Raw genomic sequence first — 18909 nt, forward strand, 5'->3', positions numbered from 1 at the left:
TCCTCGGGAAGATCTGAACAACTTACTTTTGTTCGTCATGACCAGCCATTCGGCTGTTGAAAAGCGCCTCCCGCGAAGGCGGGAACCCGGCGTCTTTCCTTCAAGGCGTTGAAGTCGCTGGATCCCCGCCTTCGCGGGAGGCGCTTTTCAACAGCCGAATGGCTGGTCATGACGATAATTCTTCATACTTCCCTTGGCTAACTGATCACCGCAATATTTAGGCAGAGGAAATCGTCCACGCATCTCGCGCTTCGCCAAGTTTCCATCCGGCAACAAAGTCGAAGAACGGGGCGAATCCGATTCAGATCGAACCCGTTACTGGACGCGCTGGAAATCCATGATCCAATTCGTTTCCCACGTCTTTCCGGAGTCGGATGAATAAGCTTGTTCCCAGCGCGCGGAGGTCGGCGTGATAAGCGACCAGATGAATCGCGTGCGGGTCGGCTTGCCGTTGAGTATTCCGTCCGAATAGAAGGTGCCCACGCCATCGGCGAAGCGGCCTTTGACCGGCGGATCCAAGGCACCCAACGGATTGCGGCCGTCGACCCACCAGATCGCCCATTCGTCGGTTTTGGGATCATAGGCGCGCAATGCGACGCCGCGGGTGACGCCATCTGGCTTGAAGAACGTGTTGTCTTCCACGTTGGCGGCGCCATCCATCAGGCTGCGATTAGTGCTGGTGCCTTCGAACTCCTGCCATTGCGAATGGCCCGCACGCTTCACACGATGATGGACGCGCCATTCACCCACCTGAAAATCGAAACCGTGCACGCCTGATTGGTTGCCGCCGGCCACCTGCGGAACCTCGGAGCTGTCTTGGCCGTGCGCAGGAGAAATCGAGCTAAATGCGAGCGCCAACAGTGCGGCAATGAGGCTTACGTGGAAGCTCTTCATGGTGTGATCCTCTGATCGTCAGCAACCTGCAAACAATGTGGGTCGGCGCCATTCACGCTTTTGTGTTGTCTTGCTTTCCCTGAGTGCGCCTGATGAAGTCGAGCATGAGCGGAGCCACTGTCGTGGAGTGCGTCTCGAGCAGCAGGTGGCCGCCGTCCAAGACATGAGCTTCCATCCTGGGCAAATCCTGCATCCACGACAGGGTTTCGGCGAGATCGAAGAATGCATCATGCCTTCCCCAGATCATCAGCGCGGGCGGTTGCCAGCGGGCGAGATAATCGGCGATGGCGTCGAACCGGTCGATGTAGTTTCCATAGTCGGTGAGGAGCTCTCGCTGCGTATCCATCCGGCCGGGCAGGTTCATCACTCGCCAATCCTCCTCCCAGCGTTCGGCCGGAATCCGCGCCGCCACGTCCGATGGAACACCGGAAATATACTGAGCCCGCGCACCTTCCCATGTCAGGTGCGCGGTCGCCGCCGCTTCGTTTTCCGGGGTTGGCTTCGAATAGTAGGCCAGCGTCTGCTCCCATTGCGGCCCGAATCCGCTTCGATGCGCGTTCGCGTTTTGGACGATGAGGCCAAGCACTTTCTCCGGCGACTGCATCGCGATATGGAACCCCACCGGCGCTCCGTAGTCATGGAGGTAGAGGTAGCGCGGTCCGACCGCGAGCCGGTCCAGCAGCTCCGATATGGCTCGGCCGTACGCGGGGAACGAGGGCTTGGGCAGCACGTCGGACTCACCAAAGCCAGGCAGGTCGGCAGCGATCATGTACGCGACGTGCGACAGCTCAGGCATGACTTCCTCAAACATTCGCGAGGAATTGGGAAGCCCATGCAGGAGCAGCACGGCGGGCTTGGACGCTTCCCCTGCCGTGGTGAACGATAACTCCGTGCCGCCAGATAGCCGAAGTCGCTGTCGGGTCGCGTGGTTCATGTCAGCTCTCCTCTACTTTGAACAACCTCACTGATGGATCACCCGTCGTGTCTACGCAGAGTCAATCGTCCCAGCGAGGCGGTCGAAGAAGCGTGTTGATACTCTGCATAACTCTTCAGGCGCTGGGCTCCCGCCTTCGCGGGAGTGACGAAGTAAAGAGGCGCTGTAAACACTTGACTCGAAAGCGCTCTAGCCCACGCTAGCCTTGTACGCGGACTTGAAAACATTGGCCGCGAAATCCTCCAACGTCGTCGGCATGATCTCCGTCGGGCCTTTCTCGTACTCACCGTTCAGGAGTCCATTAGAGAAGGCGAAACTCATTTCTTCCAACGCCGCGGCGGTACTCGCGGAAAAACCGTGCTCCATCAGCGCCGCCTTGCCTTCTTGCGGATCGGACTGCACGTACGCCAGATCGGGTTGATCGATGGCCGCGCCGAGCAACGCCGTGGATTCGCGCATCGAGTAGAGACGCGGCGCGCGCAGGTGAAGTACGCGCTTGCCTGGGGCGGATGGCGTGAGCAGCTCGCGCGCTACGACCTGCGCGATATCGGCGGTAGCCACCATGGGTAGCGGTGTGTCGGCTGCGGTCATGTCTGCATACACGCCGATGGCAGGAATCATATCGATCGCGAGAAGATGGTTCTCGAAGAAGTAGCCGGGACGCACGTGCAGCACGTCGACGCCGGCGAGCGCATTGAGGCGCTGCTCCTGGCGATGCAGGCCGGCGATCGGTCCGGTGCCGGAACTCAGATGTGCGCCGGTGCTGCTGAGGTTGACGACGCGCTTCACACCGGCCGCGATGATCGCTTGTGCGATCGCCGTTCCGATCTGGTCCAGCGAAGCGTCCAGGTCGGGCGCGGAATACGGGGTCGGGATCATGGTGTAGATGGCCGTGGCGCCTGCAAAAGCACTGCCGAGAAAGTCCGCATCAGCGACATCGCCGGCGGCAATGTCTGCACCGGCGGCCTTGAGTGGACCGAGCGAGCTTGCGTTGCGGCCGACGACGCGGACCGCGGCACCCTGCGCAAGAAGAAGCGTGGCGAGTTTGGAGGTAATGTTTCCGTTCGAGCCGAGCAGTACGTACATGGCAGCACCCTTGTCAGTGGTTGAGTCGATAGGTGCCATGCTGCGCGCCAGAATTGTTTCGAAAAAGCGTCCGGGCAATAATTCATTGTTCAGTTAAGGAGAACGACCCAGATGAGAGCTCCCGCTATTTCCTTGAGCCGTTTGGCGGCATTCGTTGCCGTGGCGGAGGCGGGATCGTTCACCGCCGCGGCAGAACGCCTGAATACGACGAAGTCCGCCGTCAGCCAGGCCGTCACGCTGCTCGAGCGCGAGTTGGGTGCGCAGTTGCTGCAGCGGTCCACGCGCAAGCTCGCCATCACCGAAGCCGGTGAATCGTTCCTTGCCGACTGCCGCGCGCTGCTGGCCGGCGCCGAGGCTGCGATGGAGCGCGCACGCACAGGGCGCGCGCAGCCTTCGGGCACGTTGCGGCTTACCAGCCCTCAGGGAGCGGCCAGCATGGTCGCCCGATGGATCGCAAGCTATCGAGAACGTTATCCCGCGATGCGCGTCGACTATGTGCCCACGGACCGCAAGCTCGACCTGATCGCCGAACACTTCGATCTCACGATCCGCATTGGCCCGATGGCTGATTCCAGTCTTCGCGCGGTGGTGCTTGAGGAACTCCAGATATGGACCGTCGCGGCCCCCAGCTACCTCGCACGGCATGGCACCCCGCGCAAGCCCGCTGACCTTGCGCGCCACGAGTGGATCGCGCTGTCGCTGTTGCCCACGCCTTGGTCGCTCGATCTCGAGCGCGGCGGACGCAAGCTGCGCGTGAAGCTGCGCGGCGCGATATCGGTGGCGAGTACCGACGCGGTAATGCAATTGGTGATGCAGGGCGCAGGCATCTCTTTCTTTCCGAGCATGGCCGACCTGCGCGCCGAGGTGGAAGCAGGACGCCTGGTTCGTCTCTTTCCTGGCTGGACGAGCAGGAAGATGTTTCTCCATGCGGCGTATCCCGGGAACATCGCCGCACCCGCCAAAACGCGTGCCTTCATCGATCTTGCGAAGGAAGCCGTACGCACCTCGGTCGGTGATAGGTAGGACGCTCGTCGGGAGATAGGTGGCGCGCTTCACTCCCCCTTTTTAAAAGGGGGACCAAGGAGAATTTGCTCTTGCTCTTAAGAACGAAGATGCAGCAGCAAATCCCCGTGGCCCCTTCCAAATGCATGTTCTCCCGTAGCCAGGGTAAGCGCAGCGCACCCGGGGCGCTCTCCGAAGCAAGAGCTCGCGCCGAGACGGCGCTCCTACAGAAGCTGCTGTTGCCGTTGTAGGAGCGCCGTCTCGGCGCGAGCTCTTGCTACGCGGCGGCGCTATTTCGCAGGCTTCACACCTTTCGCATACACACAGCTTTCAGGCTGGGATTTGACGTAATAGCGCTTGTAATTGCTTGCGGTGTTGTCCATGCAGCCGGCCAGGTTGAGCAGTTCCACTTTGCGGAACTCGATTGGGTGGGATTCGCTCTGCAACGAGATGTAGCCGCCTTCGATCAGCTTCCCGTCGGGTTTGTCGGCGGGATCGAAATCCGCCACCGCGCCGCCACCGAACTGCGGCAATGCGTACTCGAGCACTTCCTCGCCGTTGACGACATGAGTGATCTGGCCGCTGCCCAGCACCAGGACCTCGGCGCGGATCCATTGGTCGCCGTCGAAGGTCTTCGACGCGGAGCTGAGGCAGTGTTCGGGATAGATCGAACCCTCATACACGACATCCGTTCCCGGCGTGCATAGATTCATGGTGGAGCGCGCTTTGCCATCGCTCAGGCCGCCGAGGAATTGCACTTCGACGGAAATGGGGAAGTCCTGATTGAGCCCCATCGTGCGCGGATGCGGCGAATGCAGCATCGCGCCGCTGTTGCGCAACGCCCAGACACCGGGACCATGCGGCGCCTGCTCACCGACGAAGCGGTATTCCATCACCAGGCGATAGTAGGAGAACGGATCCTTGTAGAAGAGGTGCCCGAACTTCTTGCCAAAGGATTCGTACTGGTCGTAGTTCACCTTGAGCAGTCCGTCTTCGACGCGGAATGTATTGGCGAAGTTATCCCCGAGTGCGTGGCCGGCGATCTTCGGCGTCCACCCGTCGAGATCACGGCCGTTGAACAGCGAGATCCATTCCTCTTTTTCAGCGGACGTCTGCGCCGCAGCGCTGCCTGCAGACAATGCAGCCAGAAGGAAAATGCAGCGGCCAGCTCGTGTGATGCGCGTGAGTTGCGGATTCATCTGTCAGTCCCAATTATCGTGCGAGGCAATGGCGTCATTCCTTGTGGGAGCGACGTGAGTCGCGACGTTGATGTTTCCGGTCGCGATTCACCCGCACCGGCATGCCGGTGCGACTCCCACAAGGATGGTTATGTCGGCACTCCGGCGAGTAGATCAAAACCGCCAGCTCGTCTCCGTGGCCCACGTCCTGCCCCCTTTTCCCGCCTGCTTCAGTGGCACGCACGCGTGATACGCGCCGGGAACCGGGCGGTACTGCAATACCTGGGTGGCGCCGGGTTCGGACATGAAATAGCCGAGCATCGTGAGTTCTTTCATCATGAGAATGAAAGGACGCCGCCGTTCGGAAAGCGGAAGTGTCGCCTCTCGCTCCTCCTCGACGGCCGGATCGTGCAACTGTTTTACCATCGCCGCGCGCTGCGCCGGCTCCAGCTCAAGGAATGCGCGCCCGTGCTCGCGCTTCGCCTGTGTTTCGAAATCCGCGAGCCCGGCAAGGAAGTGCGTCTGATCCTCCTTCGGATAGACGTCCTTCATCATTTTGTCGATGAAGGCCGGAACACCGGCATCCTTCGCGCCCGGCGTATCCGTGCGCGGGATCATGATCTCGGCGACTTCCGCCACCAATGCGACCTGCGCCTGGGTGAGGAACACCGGCTTCCATTCGGTTTTCTTGCCTGCGGCGTCCGTGTCGGGCTCGGCCGAGCAGCCACTGAGCACGCCAAGAATGGCCGGCGCCGAAACCGCGCCGCCCATCAGCAAGGCAACGCGGCGTATCGCCTCGCGGCGGTTCATGTCGGTCTTCATATGTTCATCCGCTTCAGTTCCTGGACGGCGTGATCCGCGGCGCGCGCCGTCAACGCCATGTAGGTCAACGATGGGTTCTGGCAGGCCGCAGACGTCATGCAGGAACCATCGGTGACGTACACGTTCTTGCAAGCATGCATCTGGTTCCAGGCATTGAGCACCGAGGTTTTCGGATCCCGGCCCATGCGTGCGGTGCCCATCTCATGGATGCCCAGGCCCAGCTGGTCGCCACCATGGAATTCGTTGACATCCTTGAATCCCGCGGCTTCGAGCATGGTTGCGGCCTCGGACGCAATGTCCTTGCGCATCTTCAGTTCGTTCTCGCGCATCACGGCATCGAACGCCAGCACGGGAAGCCCATGCTTGTCCTTGCGCGTGCGATCGAGGGTGACGCGATTGTCGTGATACGGAAGAGTTTCGCCGAAACCCATCATTCCCATCCGCCATGGTCCGGGTTCCGCGGCCTTCGTCTTCAGGTCCGCACCCAGCGTGGAATCCTTGAGCAGTCGGGTCCATCCGGCTCGCTCCGCGCCGCCCTGGTAACCGAAGCCGCGCAGGTAGGATCGCTTGTCGTTGCCGATATTGACGAAGCGCGGAATGTAGATGCCGTTCGGGCGCTGGCCGGTGTAATACTTATCCTCGAAGCCTTCGACCATCGCCGAGGCGCCGACGCCCAGGTGATGATCCATGACGTTGCAGCCGAGCTCGCCGCTGTCGTTGCCGAACCCCTCCGGAAACCGGCTGGAGACGGAATTCATCAGTATCTGCGTGGAGCCGAACGTGGACGCGCACAGGAAGATCACCTTGGCGTGGAATTCCATCTGCTCGTTGGTTTCAGCATCCAGCACACGCACGCCACTGGCTCGGTCGTTCTTGGCGTCATAGATGAGTTCGTAGACGATCGAGTTGGGCCGCAGCGTCATGTTGCCGGTTTTCTCCGCCGCGGGAAGCGTGCTGGAGTTGCTGCTGAAGTAAGCGCCGAAAGGGCAACCGCGAATGCACAGGTTGCGATACTGGCACGTGCCGCGCTGGGGACTGTGTGCGAGCGGTGCGGTGAGGTTGGCGGTCCTGCCGATGGTCATCGCGCGCCCCATCTTGTCGGCAATCGCCTGCTTCAAGTGCAGCTCGACGCAATTCATCGCCATCGGTGGCTGGAATTTTCCATCGGGCAGTTGCTCGTAGCCTTCTGCTTGTCCGCTCACGCCGATGAAACTTTCCACGTGGTCGTACCACGGTGCGAGCTCCTGATAGCGGATGGGCCAGTCCACGCCGATACCTTCTTTCGCGTTGGCCTCGAAATCCATCGGACTCCAGCGGTACGACTGCCTGCCCCACATGATGGAACGGCCACCGACGTGATAGCCGCGTATCCACGCGAAAGGCTGCTTTTCAACGTAGGGATGATCGACGTCGTTGACGAACCAATGCTTGGTCGCTTGCGAGAGCGCACCGCTGCGTTGCGCGACCATCTGCTGCTGGCCTTCTTCCTGCGTGGGGCGGCCGGCATACGGCAGCTCCCAGAGATGATCGGAGGTGGTGGGGTAATCGCCATGCTCCACCATCCGCCCGCGATCGAGCACCAGGGTTTTCAATCCCTTCTCGGTCAGTTCTTTCGCAGCCCATCCACCACTGATGCCGGTGCCGACCACGATTGCATCAAAAGAATTATTCTCAGCCGCCATACCTTCGCTTCCTCAAGCCCACGCTCAGTACGACTCTACCGCGAAAAGTGAGTAATATCGCAACGCCGAATCAAAACGAACATCAGACAACGGGCGGCGCGATGAAGTTGTCGCAATGCAACATTGCTAGATGGATATCAACCGATACATTTTTTGAAGGGGCAAGGGAACACCATGTTGACCCGACGTGCATTTCTCCAACGCAGTTCACTGGCGCTTGCCGCGATGACTTCCCTTGATGCCTTTGCCGCGAATGCCGCAAAACCGCGCCTCGGACCCCTGAATAAACCGATCGGACTGCAGTTGTGGACACTCCGCGACGAGGTCGCGAAGGACCTGCCGGCCACGCTGAAGGCGGTCAGTGCGATCGGGTACGGCGAAGTCGAGTTCGCGGGCATACCAAAAGCGACCACCACCGAGGTGCTGTCCATGCTTCGCGACAACGGCCTGACCGCGCCCAGCATGCACTGCGGCATGGCCGATGCGCAGAAGGACTTCCAGCAGCGCATCGACTACGCGCAGGCCATCGGTTCGCGATACATCGTGATCTCGTTTCCGTCGACTGCGGATGAGCGTTTCAAGGATGGCAATGCGCTCGCCGCCGGCATGACCCTGGATGACTGGAAATGGAATGCCGAGCAGCTCAACCGCTTGGGCGAACTCACGCGCAAGGCGGGCATCACCTGCGGCTACCACAACCACAACATGGAGTTCCGCGCGTACGACGGCGTGGTGGCCTATGACGAACTGTTGCGGCTGACGGATCCGAAGCTGGTGACGATGGAACTCGACATCGCCTGGGTCGTCGCGGCCGGTGCAGATCCGTTGCAGTTGCTTACGCAACATGCCGATCGGATCTCATTGCTGCACATCAAGGACGTGCGCAAGGACGCCAAGACAGTGCTCGATCGCGTCGATGCGCAGACCACCGAAATCGGCAATGGCCGCGTGGATTGGCCGAAGTTGTTCGCCGCGATGGATCCGCAGCGCATCCGCCACCACTTCGTGGAGCAGGAAAATTTCGAGCGGCCGCCGCTGGAAAGCGTGAAGCTGAGTTTCGATTACCTTCGCCGTCTGAAAGCGTGACGCGCTGACGGGGCAGCCTGGGTACGTACGCTCGACCGTCGTCGATGCGATCGCCATGGTGGCCTGTTGTCCGGACCGCGGCATGCGAGTGAGGCGTGTTTCGCGCCGGTGACTACGGGTCATCCCCTTGTCGCGCTGTCAGCGCTTGCAAGGCGGCGGCAACGTACACCAGCGGCGCGTTCCAGTTGATCGCCACTTCGTTGCTGGCATAGCTGCAGACAGCGTCGATGTACGACAGCGCCGGCATCTTCGATGGATAGGGGTGCCCACTGCAGTCCTTCGCATCCTGCTGCCGGGGGTTCGGGCCGCCGGCCAACCAACCGGGCACCGGGTCGACGATGCCATCGGCTTCGGACACTCTGTGATGCACGTGCATCGGCGGGCGGGCGCCGAAACCGGTGATATATGATCGCGCCAACGGATTGCGGCCCAACACGTAGTCCAGCTGCGATTGCGCGGCATCCAGGTAGTCGCGCTTGCCGTTCAGGCGATAAGCCTCCACCAACAGCATGGCTTGGTTCAACGCCATCGCGTTGCTCCCCCAGACGAAATCCTCCTCGCGCATCGCCAGCCGATAGGCGGAACCCTGCCACTGGCGCAGCAGCGCCGCGGCCGCGCTTTCCACCTCGCGCTCGATCTCCGCCCGCGACGCGCGCGGCGTCAAGCGTTCGCGATGTGCGGCCAGCGAAATCCATGCCAGGCCGCCGACACTGGACCACGACGCCACGCCAGCCTTCACCCTGCGCTTCGCGAAGGCATCGTGGAACGCGTCCTCGCCGGTGGCGATGTAGAGTTCCGTCGCCGCCCAGGCGAATTCGTCGTCCAGCCGGTCGTCGCCGTAGGTGCCGGTAGCTACGTCGGCTGGCTGCCGGTAGAACGCCTGCGGGTAGGATTGTGCCCATGCCCAGGCTGCGCGCGCCGCCAACAGCATCCGTTGCGAGGCGCCGGGAAATTGCGCATCGAACGGCGCGTACACGCGGCTGGCCTGGGCCATGACCGCGGCGAAATTCAGTGCGGCCGCGGTGCTCTTCTGCACTACGTAGCGCGGCGCGCGCGCGTCGGCCGGCATGACCATGCCAGCGAACTGCAAAGTGGTGAGCTTGTGATACACGCCGCCGTCTGCGGAATCCTGCATGTCCAGCATCCACGCCAGGTTCCACCACGCCTCGTGCAGCAGGTCGGCGGCGCCATCGCCGCCTTCGGGAATGCCCAGATCCTGGGCGGCGAACACCTGCGGGAAGGCTTCCCATGCGGCGAGCAGGGTCCAGGTCGATATACCGGAATTGACGATGTACTTGTTGTAGTCGCCGGCGTCGTACCAGCCCTTCGGGGCGGACAGCAGGGTGCCTTCGGGCCGCGCTTCAGATGCCGCCGACGCATGCACGCGCACGCGGTTGTCCGGATGCCCGGCAGCGCGGGCGAAACGCCCGGCGTATCGCGGTTCCAACGCCATGCTGGCGCGGTTGAAATAAAAGGCCTTCAGGCTTGCCGCCGCCAATGCGGCGTAGGCATCGTCGCCCACGACGAACTCGTCCGACGGCGGCAGACCCCGGATACGCAGACGGTAGCGCCCCGGAGTCTCCAGCGCGGAAAAATCGGCGATGCGCACGCGCTGGTTCGACGGCGGCCATGTTGCCGCAGCACCGAGTTCGCCGGCGAACGCCGGCTCTCCCGTGGCGGCATCTTCGACGACGAAGCGCGCCTCGGCATCGGCATCCGTCGGCACCGCCGCCAGCTTGTGGGCGGCGGGCAGGTAGCCGATCTGGTTGAGCTGTATAACCGCCACCGCGGCGTCGCCGGCATGGGCGAGCAGCGGCAAGCACAGCAGCAGGAGCGAGGTGAGCAGGCCCCGCTGCATGCGGGCCCTCCAGCGTACGCCGGTCATCCGCTTCGCCACGATTGCAGCGAATCCCGCGGCATCACCACTTGGCCCGCAGTACGACTGAGTAGCGGCGATCGTTCTCGAACCAGGCGCGGTTGTACAGCGTTTCGTCGACGAAACCGTCGCGCCTGTATCCGCGTGGGCCCATCAACAGCTTGGTGGTGCTGTTGGTGAGGTTGTTCGCTTGGAGACCGATTTGGATGTTGTCGTTGAGGTTGAAGAAGAACGAACCGTCCAATTGGCCGTAGTCGTCGTTCCACACAGGCTGGCGCATCGCCGGCATCACGTCGCTGCTGGTCAGCAGGTACCGCGAGCGCCAGTTGTACGCCAGGCGGAACGAGATCCGGCCGTGCTCGTAGATGCCCATCAGGTTGTAGCTGCGACGGGACAGGCCCTCCAGAGGCAGATCTAGCGCAACCTCGCTGGGCATCGGCGCCCCGTCGGGGGGGCTGACGTCGACGTTGGTGCCGCCCGAACTGTCCACGAACGTGTAGTTCGCCTGCACGCCGAGACCGGGCAGGAAATTGAAGAACTGCGAATATCCCAGCTCGAAGCCGCGGATCCTGCCTTCATCCAGGTTGCGGGTACGGGTCATCTGGTAGGTGCGCCCGTCGATGATCTCGGTGCCCAGAGACGTCGCGAAGTAATCCTTCACGTCCTTTCGGAACACCGTGATGTACGCGCTGTTGGCAGGGCCGAAGTACCACTCGAGTGCGGTGTCGAACTGATCGGCGCGCATCGGCTTCAGTTCGGGATTGCCGCCGCTGCCGCTGTAGGCCAGGTCATCCGGCCCGCACAACTCGGTGCGCAGTCCATCCTCGCGGGCCTGGGCGCATCCTGCCGCGTTGGCCGACAGGGTGATCCAGTTCTGCATCAGGCGGAATTCCGGCCGTGCGATGGCCTTGGACGCCGCGAAACGCCACTGCAGCCCATGATCGAAGCGCACGCGCAGATTCAAGCTGGGCAGAACGTCGGTGTATGAGGTGCTCACCTGGCTGGTGAACGCCTGACCATGGAAGAGCTCGTCCATTTCGGGCACCACATCTTCCACGTAGGAACCGACCATGTCCGGCATCAGGCCGCCGCCCACGCTCTTGACGCTGGTCTTGACTACGCGCACGCCGACATTGCCGTCGATCGGATTGCGCAATTCGTCATTGCCGAAGTACAGCATGCCGTAGCCGGCCTGGGTGCGCTCACGCTGCTGGTTGATGGCATCGGGCGTGAAGCCAACCGGGCTCCACTGTGCGCCGGGGATGGTCGCCAACGTGGCGTTGACCCGGGAGATATCCACGAAGCCGTCCTGCGCCGCCCAGAACCGGGTCGGGACATTGGCTTCCCCCCCGAAGAAGTCGTTCATCGAATACAGCGTCGACGCGGAGGGGTAGAACTGATCCAGCCATGCCACGGGCGGCCGGGTCGGATCCGGGTTCTCGATCCTGTTCCAGTCGTCGCTGATGGGCTGCCAGTTGTAGGTGGTGGATTGGCTGGTGTATTCGCGGTCGGCCACGCGCACGCCGAAACGGGCCATGCGCAACCAGTTGCTGTCCTGGAAGTTGTACTCGAAGTCCACGCGTCCGGCACGCTCGTGGCCTTCGTTGTCGGCCAGGTGGTCCATCGCCGAGCGCCAGAAGTAACTGTCCTGCTGCAAGGCCCTGTCCGGCTGATCCAGCGTCACCGACGGATACTTGCCGGTCAGGTCCAGGTGGATGCCTTCGAGCAGGGTCGACGTGTGGACCGAGAAGTCGACCTGATCGCTGGTGGCCTTCGCGTACTGGAAGTCACCGCGCACGATGAAGTTGTCGGTGATGAAGTGCCTGAAGCCCGCCGACCAGTCGGTGGTTTTCGAGGACTGCACGTTGTAGCGATTGCCGGCCGCGAACTGGATGCCCGGACCCTGGTACATGCCGTTCGAGTTGTCCCCCGGCTGCCCGCGCCAGCCACCCAGGCGAATGCTGCCCCGGAGGAACCGGCCGTTTTCGTCATACTCGAACTGCGTGCCCGGCATCGGGATGAGCTTGTTGGTGCGGTCCGCCAGGCCATCGCCGCCGTCGTAGGCATTCCCGAAGTAGTTGGGGTCGCCAGTCCAGTTATCTGTGTTGTTGGCCTCGCCCGCCCCGGTGTACTCCATGAAGTGCTCGCGCCAGGTCATGTCGTACCTGGACGTGATGAACTGGGTGTAGATCTCGGTGTCGTCATTGGGCCGCCACTGGAACGCGAAGGCGCCGCCCTGGCGCTTGCGGTCGAAATCCGTGCGACGCCAGTTGACGCCACCAGGCACGAATACGTGGTCGCGGTCGGTGCCGGACAGCAGGAGGTCACGCTGGCTGTCGGACGACACCCATTCTTCCTGCTCCCAGTCGTAGACCCATTCGAGCCCTTCCGGCTGTTCGGCAGGCATGCGGCCGCGACGGGAATAAGGCTGGATCTGGATGCCGTCGGACTGCGTGGCCAGTTCGGAGTAGGACACATTGGCCATGAAGCCCATCTCGCCCACGCCGGTCTGCCAGCGGTCGCTGAACAGGAACGAGGCGGACGGCCGGGCGTCCTTGGCCTTGTCGCCGTAGTTGTAGTCGGCGCTGCCGGCGATCTTGCGCCCCGGCTCGTCGAACGGCATGCGGGTACGCAGGTTGATGGTGCCGCCAAGCCCGCCTTCGATGATCTCGGCCGAGGGATTCTTGTACACGTCCACGCCCGCCATCAGTTCCGCCGATACTTCCTCGAAGCTGATGCCGCGGCCACCATTGGCGGTGAACACGTCGCGCCCGTTGAGTTCGCCGCGCACGAACGTCAGGCCGCGGATCATCACGCCGCTGCCTTCGGCAGAGAAGTGGTCGGTATCGTCGCGGGCGGCGAAGCCGGTGACGGTGACGCCGCTGATGCGCTTGAGGGTCTCGGTGACGCTGCGGTCGGGCATCGCGCCGATGTCCTGGGCAGTGACCGAGTCGATGATCTGTTCGGCGTCCTGCTTGATTTCCTGCGCGCGGATCACGCTGCCGCGTACGCCGGTGACGACGACGGCATCCAAGTCGACGGCTTGGTCCGTCCGCCTTGCCTCCTGCTCCTGCGGTTCCCTTGGGTCCTGCGCGTGCGCCACGCCGGCACACAGTGCCAGTGCAACGCCTAGTGCCAATGTGGAAGGTTGGGAGCGACGCGACAGACGCGCCGCACTTTGGCGGGCGACACAAACCGAATGCTTCGACATTACAGTTCCCTCCCCAGGGCACTTGAATGCTGCGATTGGATACCTGCTATTCCCCGGCCTCTTGGCCGGGGGTCGCTCGATGGTAGCGCTATCTTCTTTGCGGCGCACTCCCCTTTTGGAGTGGGCGAAATTCGGATAACGGCGCGGATATGGGAATTAGTGAACACCCGTTTCGGCCTGATCGCGTTGCATCCAATCGCCCTGTCTTACTCCCCCGGGCCACCCCTTGGGCGCACGGCGTATGTTTGCTCCGGCCAGTTGCGCTCGCTGAACGCCCCGTTGCGGCCGCACGCAACGGTGCCGTAAGGTAACGTCACCCCGCCGCTGCCAGGTCGCTTAATGCCCTTTGTCACTGCAGGAAAGCTGGAGCCGATTTACGACGTCATCGTGGTGGGCTCCGGCGCAGCCGGCGGCCAGACCGCTTACACGTTGTGCATGGAAGGCGCCCGAGTGTTGATGCTCGAAGCCGGGCGCAACTACAAGCCGGAAACCGAAACGCCGATGTTCCAGACCCCGGACCAGGCACCGCTACGCGGCACCTCGACGCCGGAAAAGAACTTCGGTTTCTACGACGCCACCGTCGACGGCGGCTGGCAGGTACCTGGCGAACCGTACGTCAACGCAAGCGAGGATCATGCCGGCCGGTTCGACTGGTGGCGCGCGCGCATGCTCGGTGGCCGCACCAATCACTGGGGCCGCATATCGCTGCGCAACGGTCCCTATGATTTCAAACCCTACAGCCGCGACGGCCTGGGCTTCGACTGGCCGATCGATTACGCCGACGTGGCGCCGTACTACGACAAGGTCGAGATGCTGATCGGCGTGTACGGCGACAACGACGGCCTGGAGAACACGCCCGATTCGTCTCCCGGCGTATTGCTGCCACCGCCCAAGCCCAAGGTCAGCGACTTGCTGGTAAAGCAGCGCGCCGGGCGCCTGGGAGTTCCGGTGATCGCCGGCCACCGCGCGGTGCTGACGCGTCGTCTGGATGCGGACAACCTGCCGGCCAAGCTGCATCCGGGCAACCCCGAAGCACAGCGGATCCTGCGCGAATCGATGCTGCGCCGCGCGGCCTGCTGGTGGGCCACGCCCTGCGGCCGCGGCTGCTCGACCGGTGCCAACTATCAGTCGACTACCGTGCATCTTCCCCCGGCATTGGCGACCGGCCGGCTGGACATCGTCTGCGATGCGATGGTGCGCGAGACGGTGCTGGGTGCGAATGGCAAGGCCGAAGGCGTGCGCTTCATCGACAGAACCAGCGGCAACGAATACACCGCTACCGCGCGCGTCGTGGTGCTGGCGGCCAGCGCCTGCGAGACAGCGCGGATCTTGCTCAACTCCAAATCCACCTCGTTCCCCAACGGCTTGGCGAACTCGAGCGGCAAGGTCGGCCGGTATCTGATGGATACCGTCGGCACCGACCTGACCGGACAGGTGCCGTTGCTGGAGAACCTGCCGCTGCACAACGAGGACGGTGCCGACGGCGGTCACATGTATTCGCCGTGGTGGCTTTACAAGGAGCAACAGGCGGGCAAGCTCGGTTTCGCGCGCGGCTACCACATCGAGTTCGGCGGCGGCCGGCGCATGCCCGACCTGTACACTGCCGCGGGGCTGGAGTCGCTCACCGGCGGCAGCTACGGCCAGAAGTTCAAGGAGGACGCGCGCCGCTACTACGGGTCCTTCGTCGGCTTCGCCGGCCGCGGCGAGATGATCCCGAATGAGCATTCCTACTGCGAGATCGACCCGCAGGTGAAGGACAAGTGGGGCATTCCGGTGCTGCGCTTCCACTGGCAGTGGTCCGAACACGAGAGGCGCCAAGCCGTGCACATGCAACGCACCTTCGCCGACATCATCGAGGCCATGGGCGGAACCGTGCGCGGCAAGGTCGAGACCGACGGCGCCAAGGCGATCGATCCCGGCGGTTCGATCATCCATGAACTGGGTGGCGCGATCATGGGCGCCGATCCGAAGACCTCGGTTACAGATCGGTGGTGCCGGACCTGGGACGTGGACAATCTCTACATCACCGACGGTGCAGTCTTCGCATCCAATGCCGACAAGAACCCGACCCTGACGATCATGGCGCTGGCCTGGCGCGCCTCCGATCACATCCTGGCGCGCATGCGCCGCAAGGAGCTCTGATGGATCGCCGCACTACGCTGAAGTGGATGTTGAGCGCGGCTGCGCTGCCGCTGGTGCACCTGACCGGTTGCAGTTCCGAGCCGCCACCCAGGCTGCCCTCAGGCGTGGGCTACGGCACCGACCCGGACCTGCTCAAGGTCTATGGGCCCGATTCGGTCTGGCCACTGACGCTGAGCGAACGGCAGCGCGCCACCGCCACCGCGCTGTGCGACCTCATCGTCCCGGCCGACGCGAATGCGCCGGGCGCGGTCGCGGTCGGTGTGGTCGCTTTCATCAACGAATGGGTCAGCGCGCCGTATCCGCAACAAGCGGCTGATCGCAAGGTGATCCTGGCCGGATTCGACTGGCTGGATGCACAGGCGGACCAGCGCTTTTCGCGCAGCTTCGCCGGATCGAGCGTGGTTCAGCGCACCGAGATCTGCGACGACATCGCCTATGTGCCCCGGGCACGCGCCGAGTTCAAGGAGGCCGCGGGATTCTTCGCTCGTTATCGCGACCTGACCATCGGTGGGTTCTGCACGTCGCCACAGGGACGGCAATACCTGGGTTATGTCGGCAACGTGCCGTTGACGAGTTTCGACGGCCCGCCGCCGGAAGTGCTCAAACTCGTGGGGGTGGGCTGATGCCGCCGGTCACGCGCCGCGATTTTCTCGCAGCTGCGGCGGCTGCCGGGGTTCTGGCGACTCCTTTTGGTGCCGCCGTAGCGGCGCCGCGCGTGCGGCGGCTCGGGCCGAATGATCGGCTCAACATCGCGATGATCGGTGTGGGCGGTGTCGGCGGCAGCGCCATCAACGCGTTGCGAGATGAAAACATCATTGCGTTCTGCGACGTCGACGAGGTGCAGGCCAACAAGCAATTCCAGCGCACGGCGGAAAAGGACCCTGAAGGCTGGGCGCGGATGAAGGATGCGCGCCGCTTCAACGACTACCGGCGTATGTTCGACGCGCTGGCCAAGCGCATCGATGCGGTAGTGATCTCCACACCCGACCATATGCACTTTCCCGCGGCAATGACCGCGCTGGCGCTGGGCAAGCATGTCTATTGCCAGAAGCCGCTGACGCATACCGTGTGGGAAGCACGCGAACTGACGCGCGCCGCCCGCAAGGCGGGTGTCGTTACCCAGATGGGCAACCAAGGCCACGCCGGCGAGGGTTGCCGCCGCCTGCGTGAATGGGTCCAGGCCGGTGTGCTGGGCGAGGTGCGCGAGATTTATAGCTGGACGGATCGCCCGGGCAACTTTTGGCCAGCCGTGAAGACACGGCCGGACCACAGCAAGGGCGCCCCGCCGGTGCCGGCGACGCTGAACTGGGATGCCTGGCTCGGGGTGGCGCCACCGCGTCCTTACGATCCCGCCTACACGCCTTCGAAGTGGCGAGGTTGGTGGGACTTCGGTACCGGACCGCTGGGCGACGTCGGTTGTCACATCATGGACGGTGCTTACTGGGCTCTGGATTTGGGCGCGCCGGACGCAGTCGAAGCGATGGTGGCCGGTGCGACCGCCGAAGGTACTGCGACCGCATCGGTGGTGACGTTCCATTTCCCGCAACGCGGTGCACTGCCAGCGGTGAAATACGTCTGGTCCGATGGCGGCATCCAGCCGGTATTGCCGCCGGAGATCGAGATCGGACGCATGCTGGATCAAGAAGCGGGTACGCTGGTGGTCGGTAGCAAGGCGACCGCGCTGTGCAGTTTCTACTACGACGATGTGCGGATCGTGCCCGAAGCCAAGGCGCAGCAGATCGCGTTGCCGGCACCCAGCATTCCGCGCGTCCTGGGCGGCCCGTTCGTCGAGTGGGCGCGCGCCTGCAAGGGCGGACCGACACCCGGCTCGCACTTCGACTACGCGGGGCCGTTCACCGAGACGGTGCTGCTCGGCGTGCTGGCGCAGCGCATGCAACGGCGGTTGGAGTGGGATGCCAAGGCGCTTCGCGTAAGCAACGTGCCCGAGGCCAATGGGTATTTGAACAAGGAGTATCGGCCGGGATGGTTCTGAAACCTGCTTCAAACAAACGATGGCGCTTGGCTGGTCCAGCGTGTTCGGCCGTGGTGCTGACCTGCGCGCTGTCGGCCGCGGCCGGCGAAAAAGCACTGCCGCCGCCAGAGGAGACCGAGGTGTGGCAGCCAGTGCCGCCGAAGGTCGATGCGCCTGCCAATGGCGTGCCTAGCGATGCCACGGTGTTGTTCGCAGGGACGGACACTGATGCGTGGGAGCGTGTGGATGCAAGCGAGAAACCGGACCCAGGAAAGACAGAAGGCGGCCGGCCGATTCGCTGGAAAGTGGTGGACGGCGCGCTGGTAGTGACGCCAGGCAGCGGCGACATCCGCACGCGCGAGGTGTTCGGCGATGTGCAATTGCACCTGGAGTTCCGCACGCTGGCGCAGCCCAAGGGCGAGGGGCAGGGCGCCAGCAACAGCGGTGTGTTCCTGATGGAGCGCTACGAGTTGCAGGTGCTGGACTCGTATCGCAACACCACCTATGTCAACGGCCAGGCGGCTTCGGTGTACAAGCAGTACCCGCCGCTGGTCAACGCCAGTCGGCCGCCAGGCGAGTGGCAAAGCTACGACGTGCTGTTTCTTGCCCCGCGCTTCGCCGCCGATGGCAGCGTGCTGGCACCGGCACGCATGACCGTATTGCACAACGGCGTGCTGGTGCAGCACGACGTGGCGTTGCGCGGGCCAACCGTCTACCAGGGCCAGCCCAGATACGAAGCGCATGCCGCGCAGCTGCCGCTGCGGTTGCAGGATCACGGTGATCAGGTGGCGTTTCGCAATATCTGGGTCCGCGCAATCGCGCGGCCGGTGACGAAATGAGCGTGATGCCGCTTCTATCCTTCTCTGTCATCTGGAGCCGACGGACCCCTCCCTTCTCCCTCCGGGAGACAAATCGGCAGGACTGCCGATTTGCACGGCGAAGCCGCCCGCAGGGCGAGCCACATGGATGTGGCGAGTGCACGTGCCCGAAGGGCGGATGAGGGAAGGGCAATGACTCGCCAGCA

14 protein-coding genes are annotated in these 18909 nt (G+C 63.3%); 6 read left to right on the forward strand and 8 right to left on the reverse strand.

Going from position 1 to position 18909, the window contains the following annotated elements; all coding sequences use genetic code 11:
• Positions 1-315: 315 nt before the first annotated feature.
• The 3 genes from AB6O04_RS07865 to AB6O04_RS07875 all read right to left on the reverse strand — a co-directional run bounded on the left by AB6O04_RS07865 (position 316) and on the right by AB6O04_RS07875 (position 2953).
• The gene (locus AB6O04_RS07865; RefSeq protein ID WP_368563285.1) at positions 316-894 is read right to left on the reverse strand and encodes a DUF1579 family protein; all 579 of its coding nucleotides are present in this window, start codon (positions 892-894) and stop codon (positions 316-318) included.
• A 52-nt stretch (positions 895-946) separates the two neighbouring features.
• Entirely contained in the window at positions 947-1828 is an 882-nt protein-coding gene (locus AB6O04_RS07870) for an alpha/beta fold hydrolase (protein ID WP_368563286.1), read from the reverse strand.
• A 189-nt stretch (positions 1829-2017) separates the two neighbouring features.
• Positions 2018-2953 carry an NAD(P)H-binding protein gene (locus AB6O04_RS07875; protein WP_368563287.1) on the reverse strand — a complete coding sequence of 312 codons (936 nt, stop codon included), beginning with the start codon at positions 2951-2953 and terminating at the stop codon, positions 2018-2020.
• Positions 2954-3025: 72 nt separating this feature from the next.
• Here AB6O04_RS07875 and AB6O04_RS07880 point away from each other — a divergent pair, with 72 nt between their 5' ends.
• On the forward strand, positions 3026-3937 hold the full coding sequence (locus AB6O04_RS07880; RefSeq protein ID WP_368563288.1) for a LysR family transcriptional regulator: 912 nt from the start codon (positions 3026-3028) through the stop codon (positions 3935-3937).
• Positions 3938-4206: 269 nt separating this feature from the next.
• Here AB6O04_RS07880 and AB6O04_RS07885 read toward each other — a convergent pair whose 3' ends face one another.
• The 3 genes from AB6O04_RS07885 to AB6O04_RS07895 form a co-directional block, all read right to left on the reverse strand.
• A complete protein-coding gene (locus tag AB6O04_RS07885; RefSeq protein ID WP_368563289.1) occupies positions 4207-5115 on the reverse strand; it encodes a DUF1080 domain-containing protein in 909 nt (302 codons plus the stop codon).
• Positions 5116-5268: 153 nt separating this feature from the next.
• Positions 5269-5916 (reverse strand): gluconate 2-dehydrogenase subunit 3 family protein, encoded by a 648-nt coding sequence (locus AB6O04_RS07890; protein ID WP_368563290.1) that lies wholly within the window; start codon positions 5914-5916, stop codon positions 5269-5271.
• Positions 5913-7598, reverse strand: a complete 1686-nt coding sequence (locus AB6O04_RS07895; protein WP_368563291.1) for a GMC oxidoreductase — start codon at positions 7596-7598, stop codon at positions 5913-5915. The genes AB6O04_RS07890 and AB6O04_RS07895 overlap by 4 nt, the downstream gene beginning before the upstream one ends.
• Before the next feature lie 174 nt (positions 7599-7772).
• Here AB6O04_RS07895 and AB6O04_RS07900 point away from each other — a divergent pair, with 174 nt between their 5' ends.
• Positions 7773-8684, forward strand: coding sequence for a sugar phosphate isomerase/epimerase family protein (locus tag AB6O04_RS07900; RefSeq protein WP_368563292.1), 912 nt, complete (start codon positions 7773-7775; stop codon positions 8682-8684).
• A 112-nt stretch (positions 8685-8796) separates the two neighbouring features.
• Here AB6O04_RS07900 and AB6O04_RS07905 read toward each other — a convergent pair whose 3' ends face one another.
• Positions 8797-10542: a glycoside hydrolase family 9 protein gene (locus tag AB6O04_RS07905; RefSeq protein ID WP_368563293.1), complete on the reverse strand. Its 1746-nt coding sequence runs from the start codon at positions 10540-10542 to the stop codon at positions 8797-8799.
• A 61-nt stretch (positions 10543-10603) separates the two neighbouring features.
• A complete protein-coding gene (locus AB6O04_RS07910) occupies positions 10604-13771 on the reverse strand; it encodes a TonB-dependent receptor (RefSeq protein WP_368563294.1) in 3168 nt (1055 codons plus the stop codon).
• Between the two features lie 339 nt (positions 13772-14110).
• Here AB6O04_RS07910 and AB6O04_RS07915 point away from each other — a divergent pair, with 339 nt between their 5' ends.
• Genes AB6O04_RS07915 through AB6O04_RS07930 form a run of 4 tightly spaced genes read left to right on the forward strand, consistent with a single transcriptional unit; the run spans position 14111 to position 18724 of the window.
• Positions 14111-15913 (forward strand): GMC family oxidoreductase, encoded by a 1803-nt coding sequence (locus tag AB6O04_RS07915; RefSeq protein WP_368563295.1) that lies wholly within the window; start codon positions 14111-14113, stop codon positions 15911-15913.
• On the forward strand, positions 15913-16536 hold the full coding sequence (locus AB6O04_RS07920; RefSeq protein ID WP_368563296.1) for a gluconate 2-dehydrogenase subunit 3 family protein: 624 nt from the start codon (positions 15913-15915) through the stop codon (positions 16534-16536). Before AB6O04_RS07915 ends, AB6O04_RS07920 begins: the two co-directional genes overlap by 1 nt.
• Positions 16536-17906 (forward strand): Gfo/Idh/MocA family protein, encoded by a 1371-nt coding sequence (locus AB6O04_RS07925; protein ID WP_368563297.1) that lies wholly within the window; start codon positions 16536-16538, stop codon positions 17904-17906. The genes AB6O04_RS07920 and AB6O04_RS07925 overlap by 1 nt, the downstream gene beginning before the upstream one ends.
• Entirely contained in the window at positions 17897-18724 is an 828-nt protein-coding gene (locus tag AB6O04_RS07930) for a DUF1080 domain-containing protein (protein WP_368563298.1), read from the forward strand. Before AB6O04_RS07925 ends, AB6O04_RS07930 begins: the two co-directional genes overlap by 10 nt.
• Positions 18725-18909: the final 185 nt, after the last annotated feature.

The sequence above is a fragment of the Pseudoxanthomonas sp. UTMC 1351 genome, from assembly GCF_040948865.1.
Classification (GTDB): domain Bacteria; phylum Pseudomonadota; class Gammaproteobacteria; order Xanthomonadales; family Xanthomonadaceae; genus Pseudoxanthomonas_A.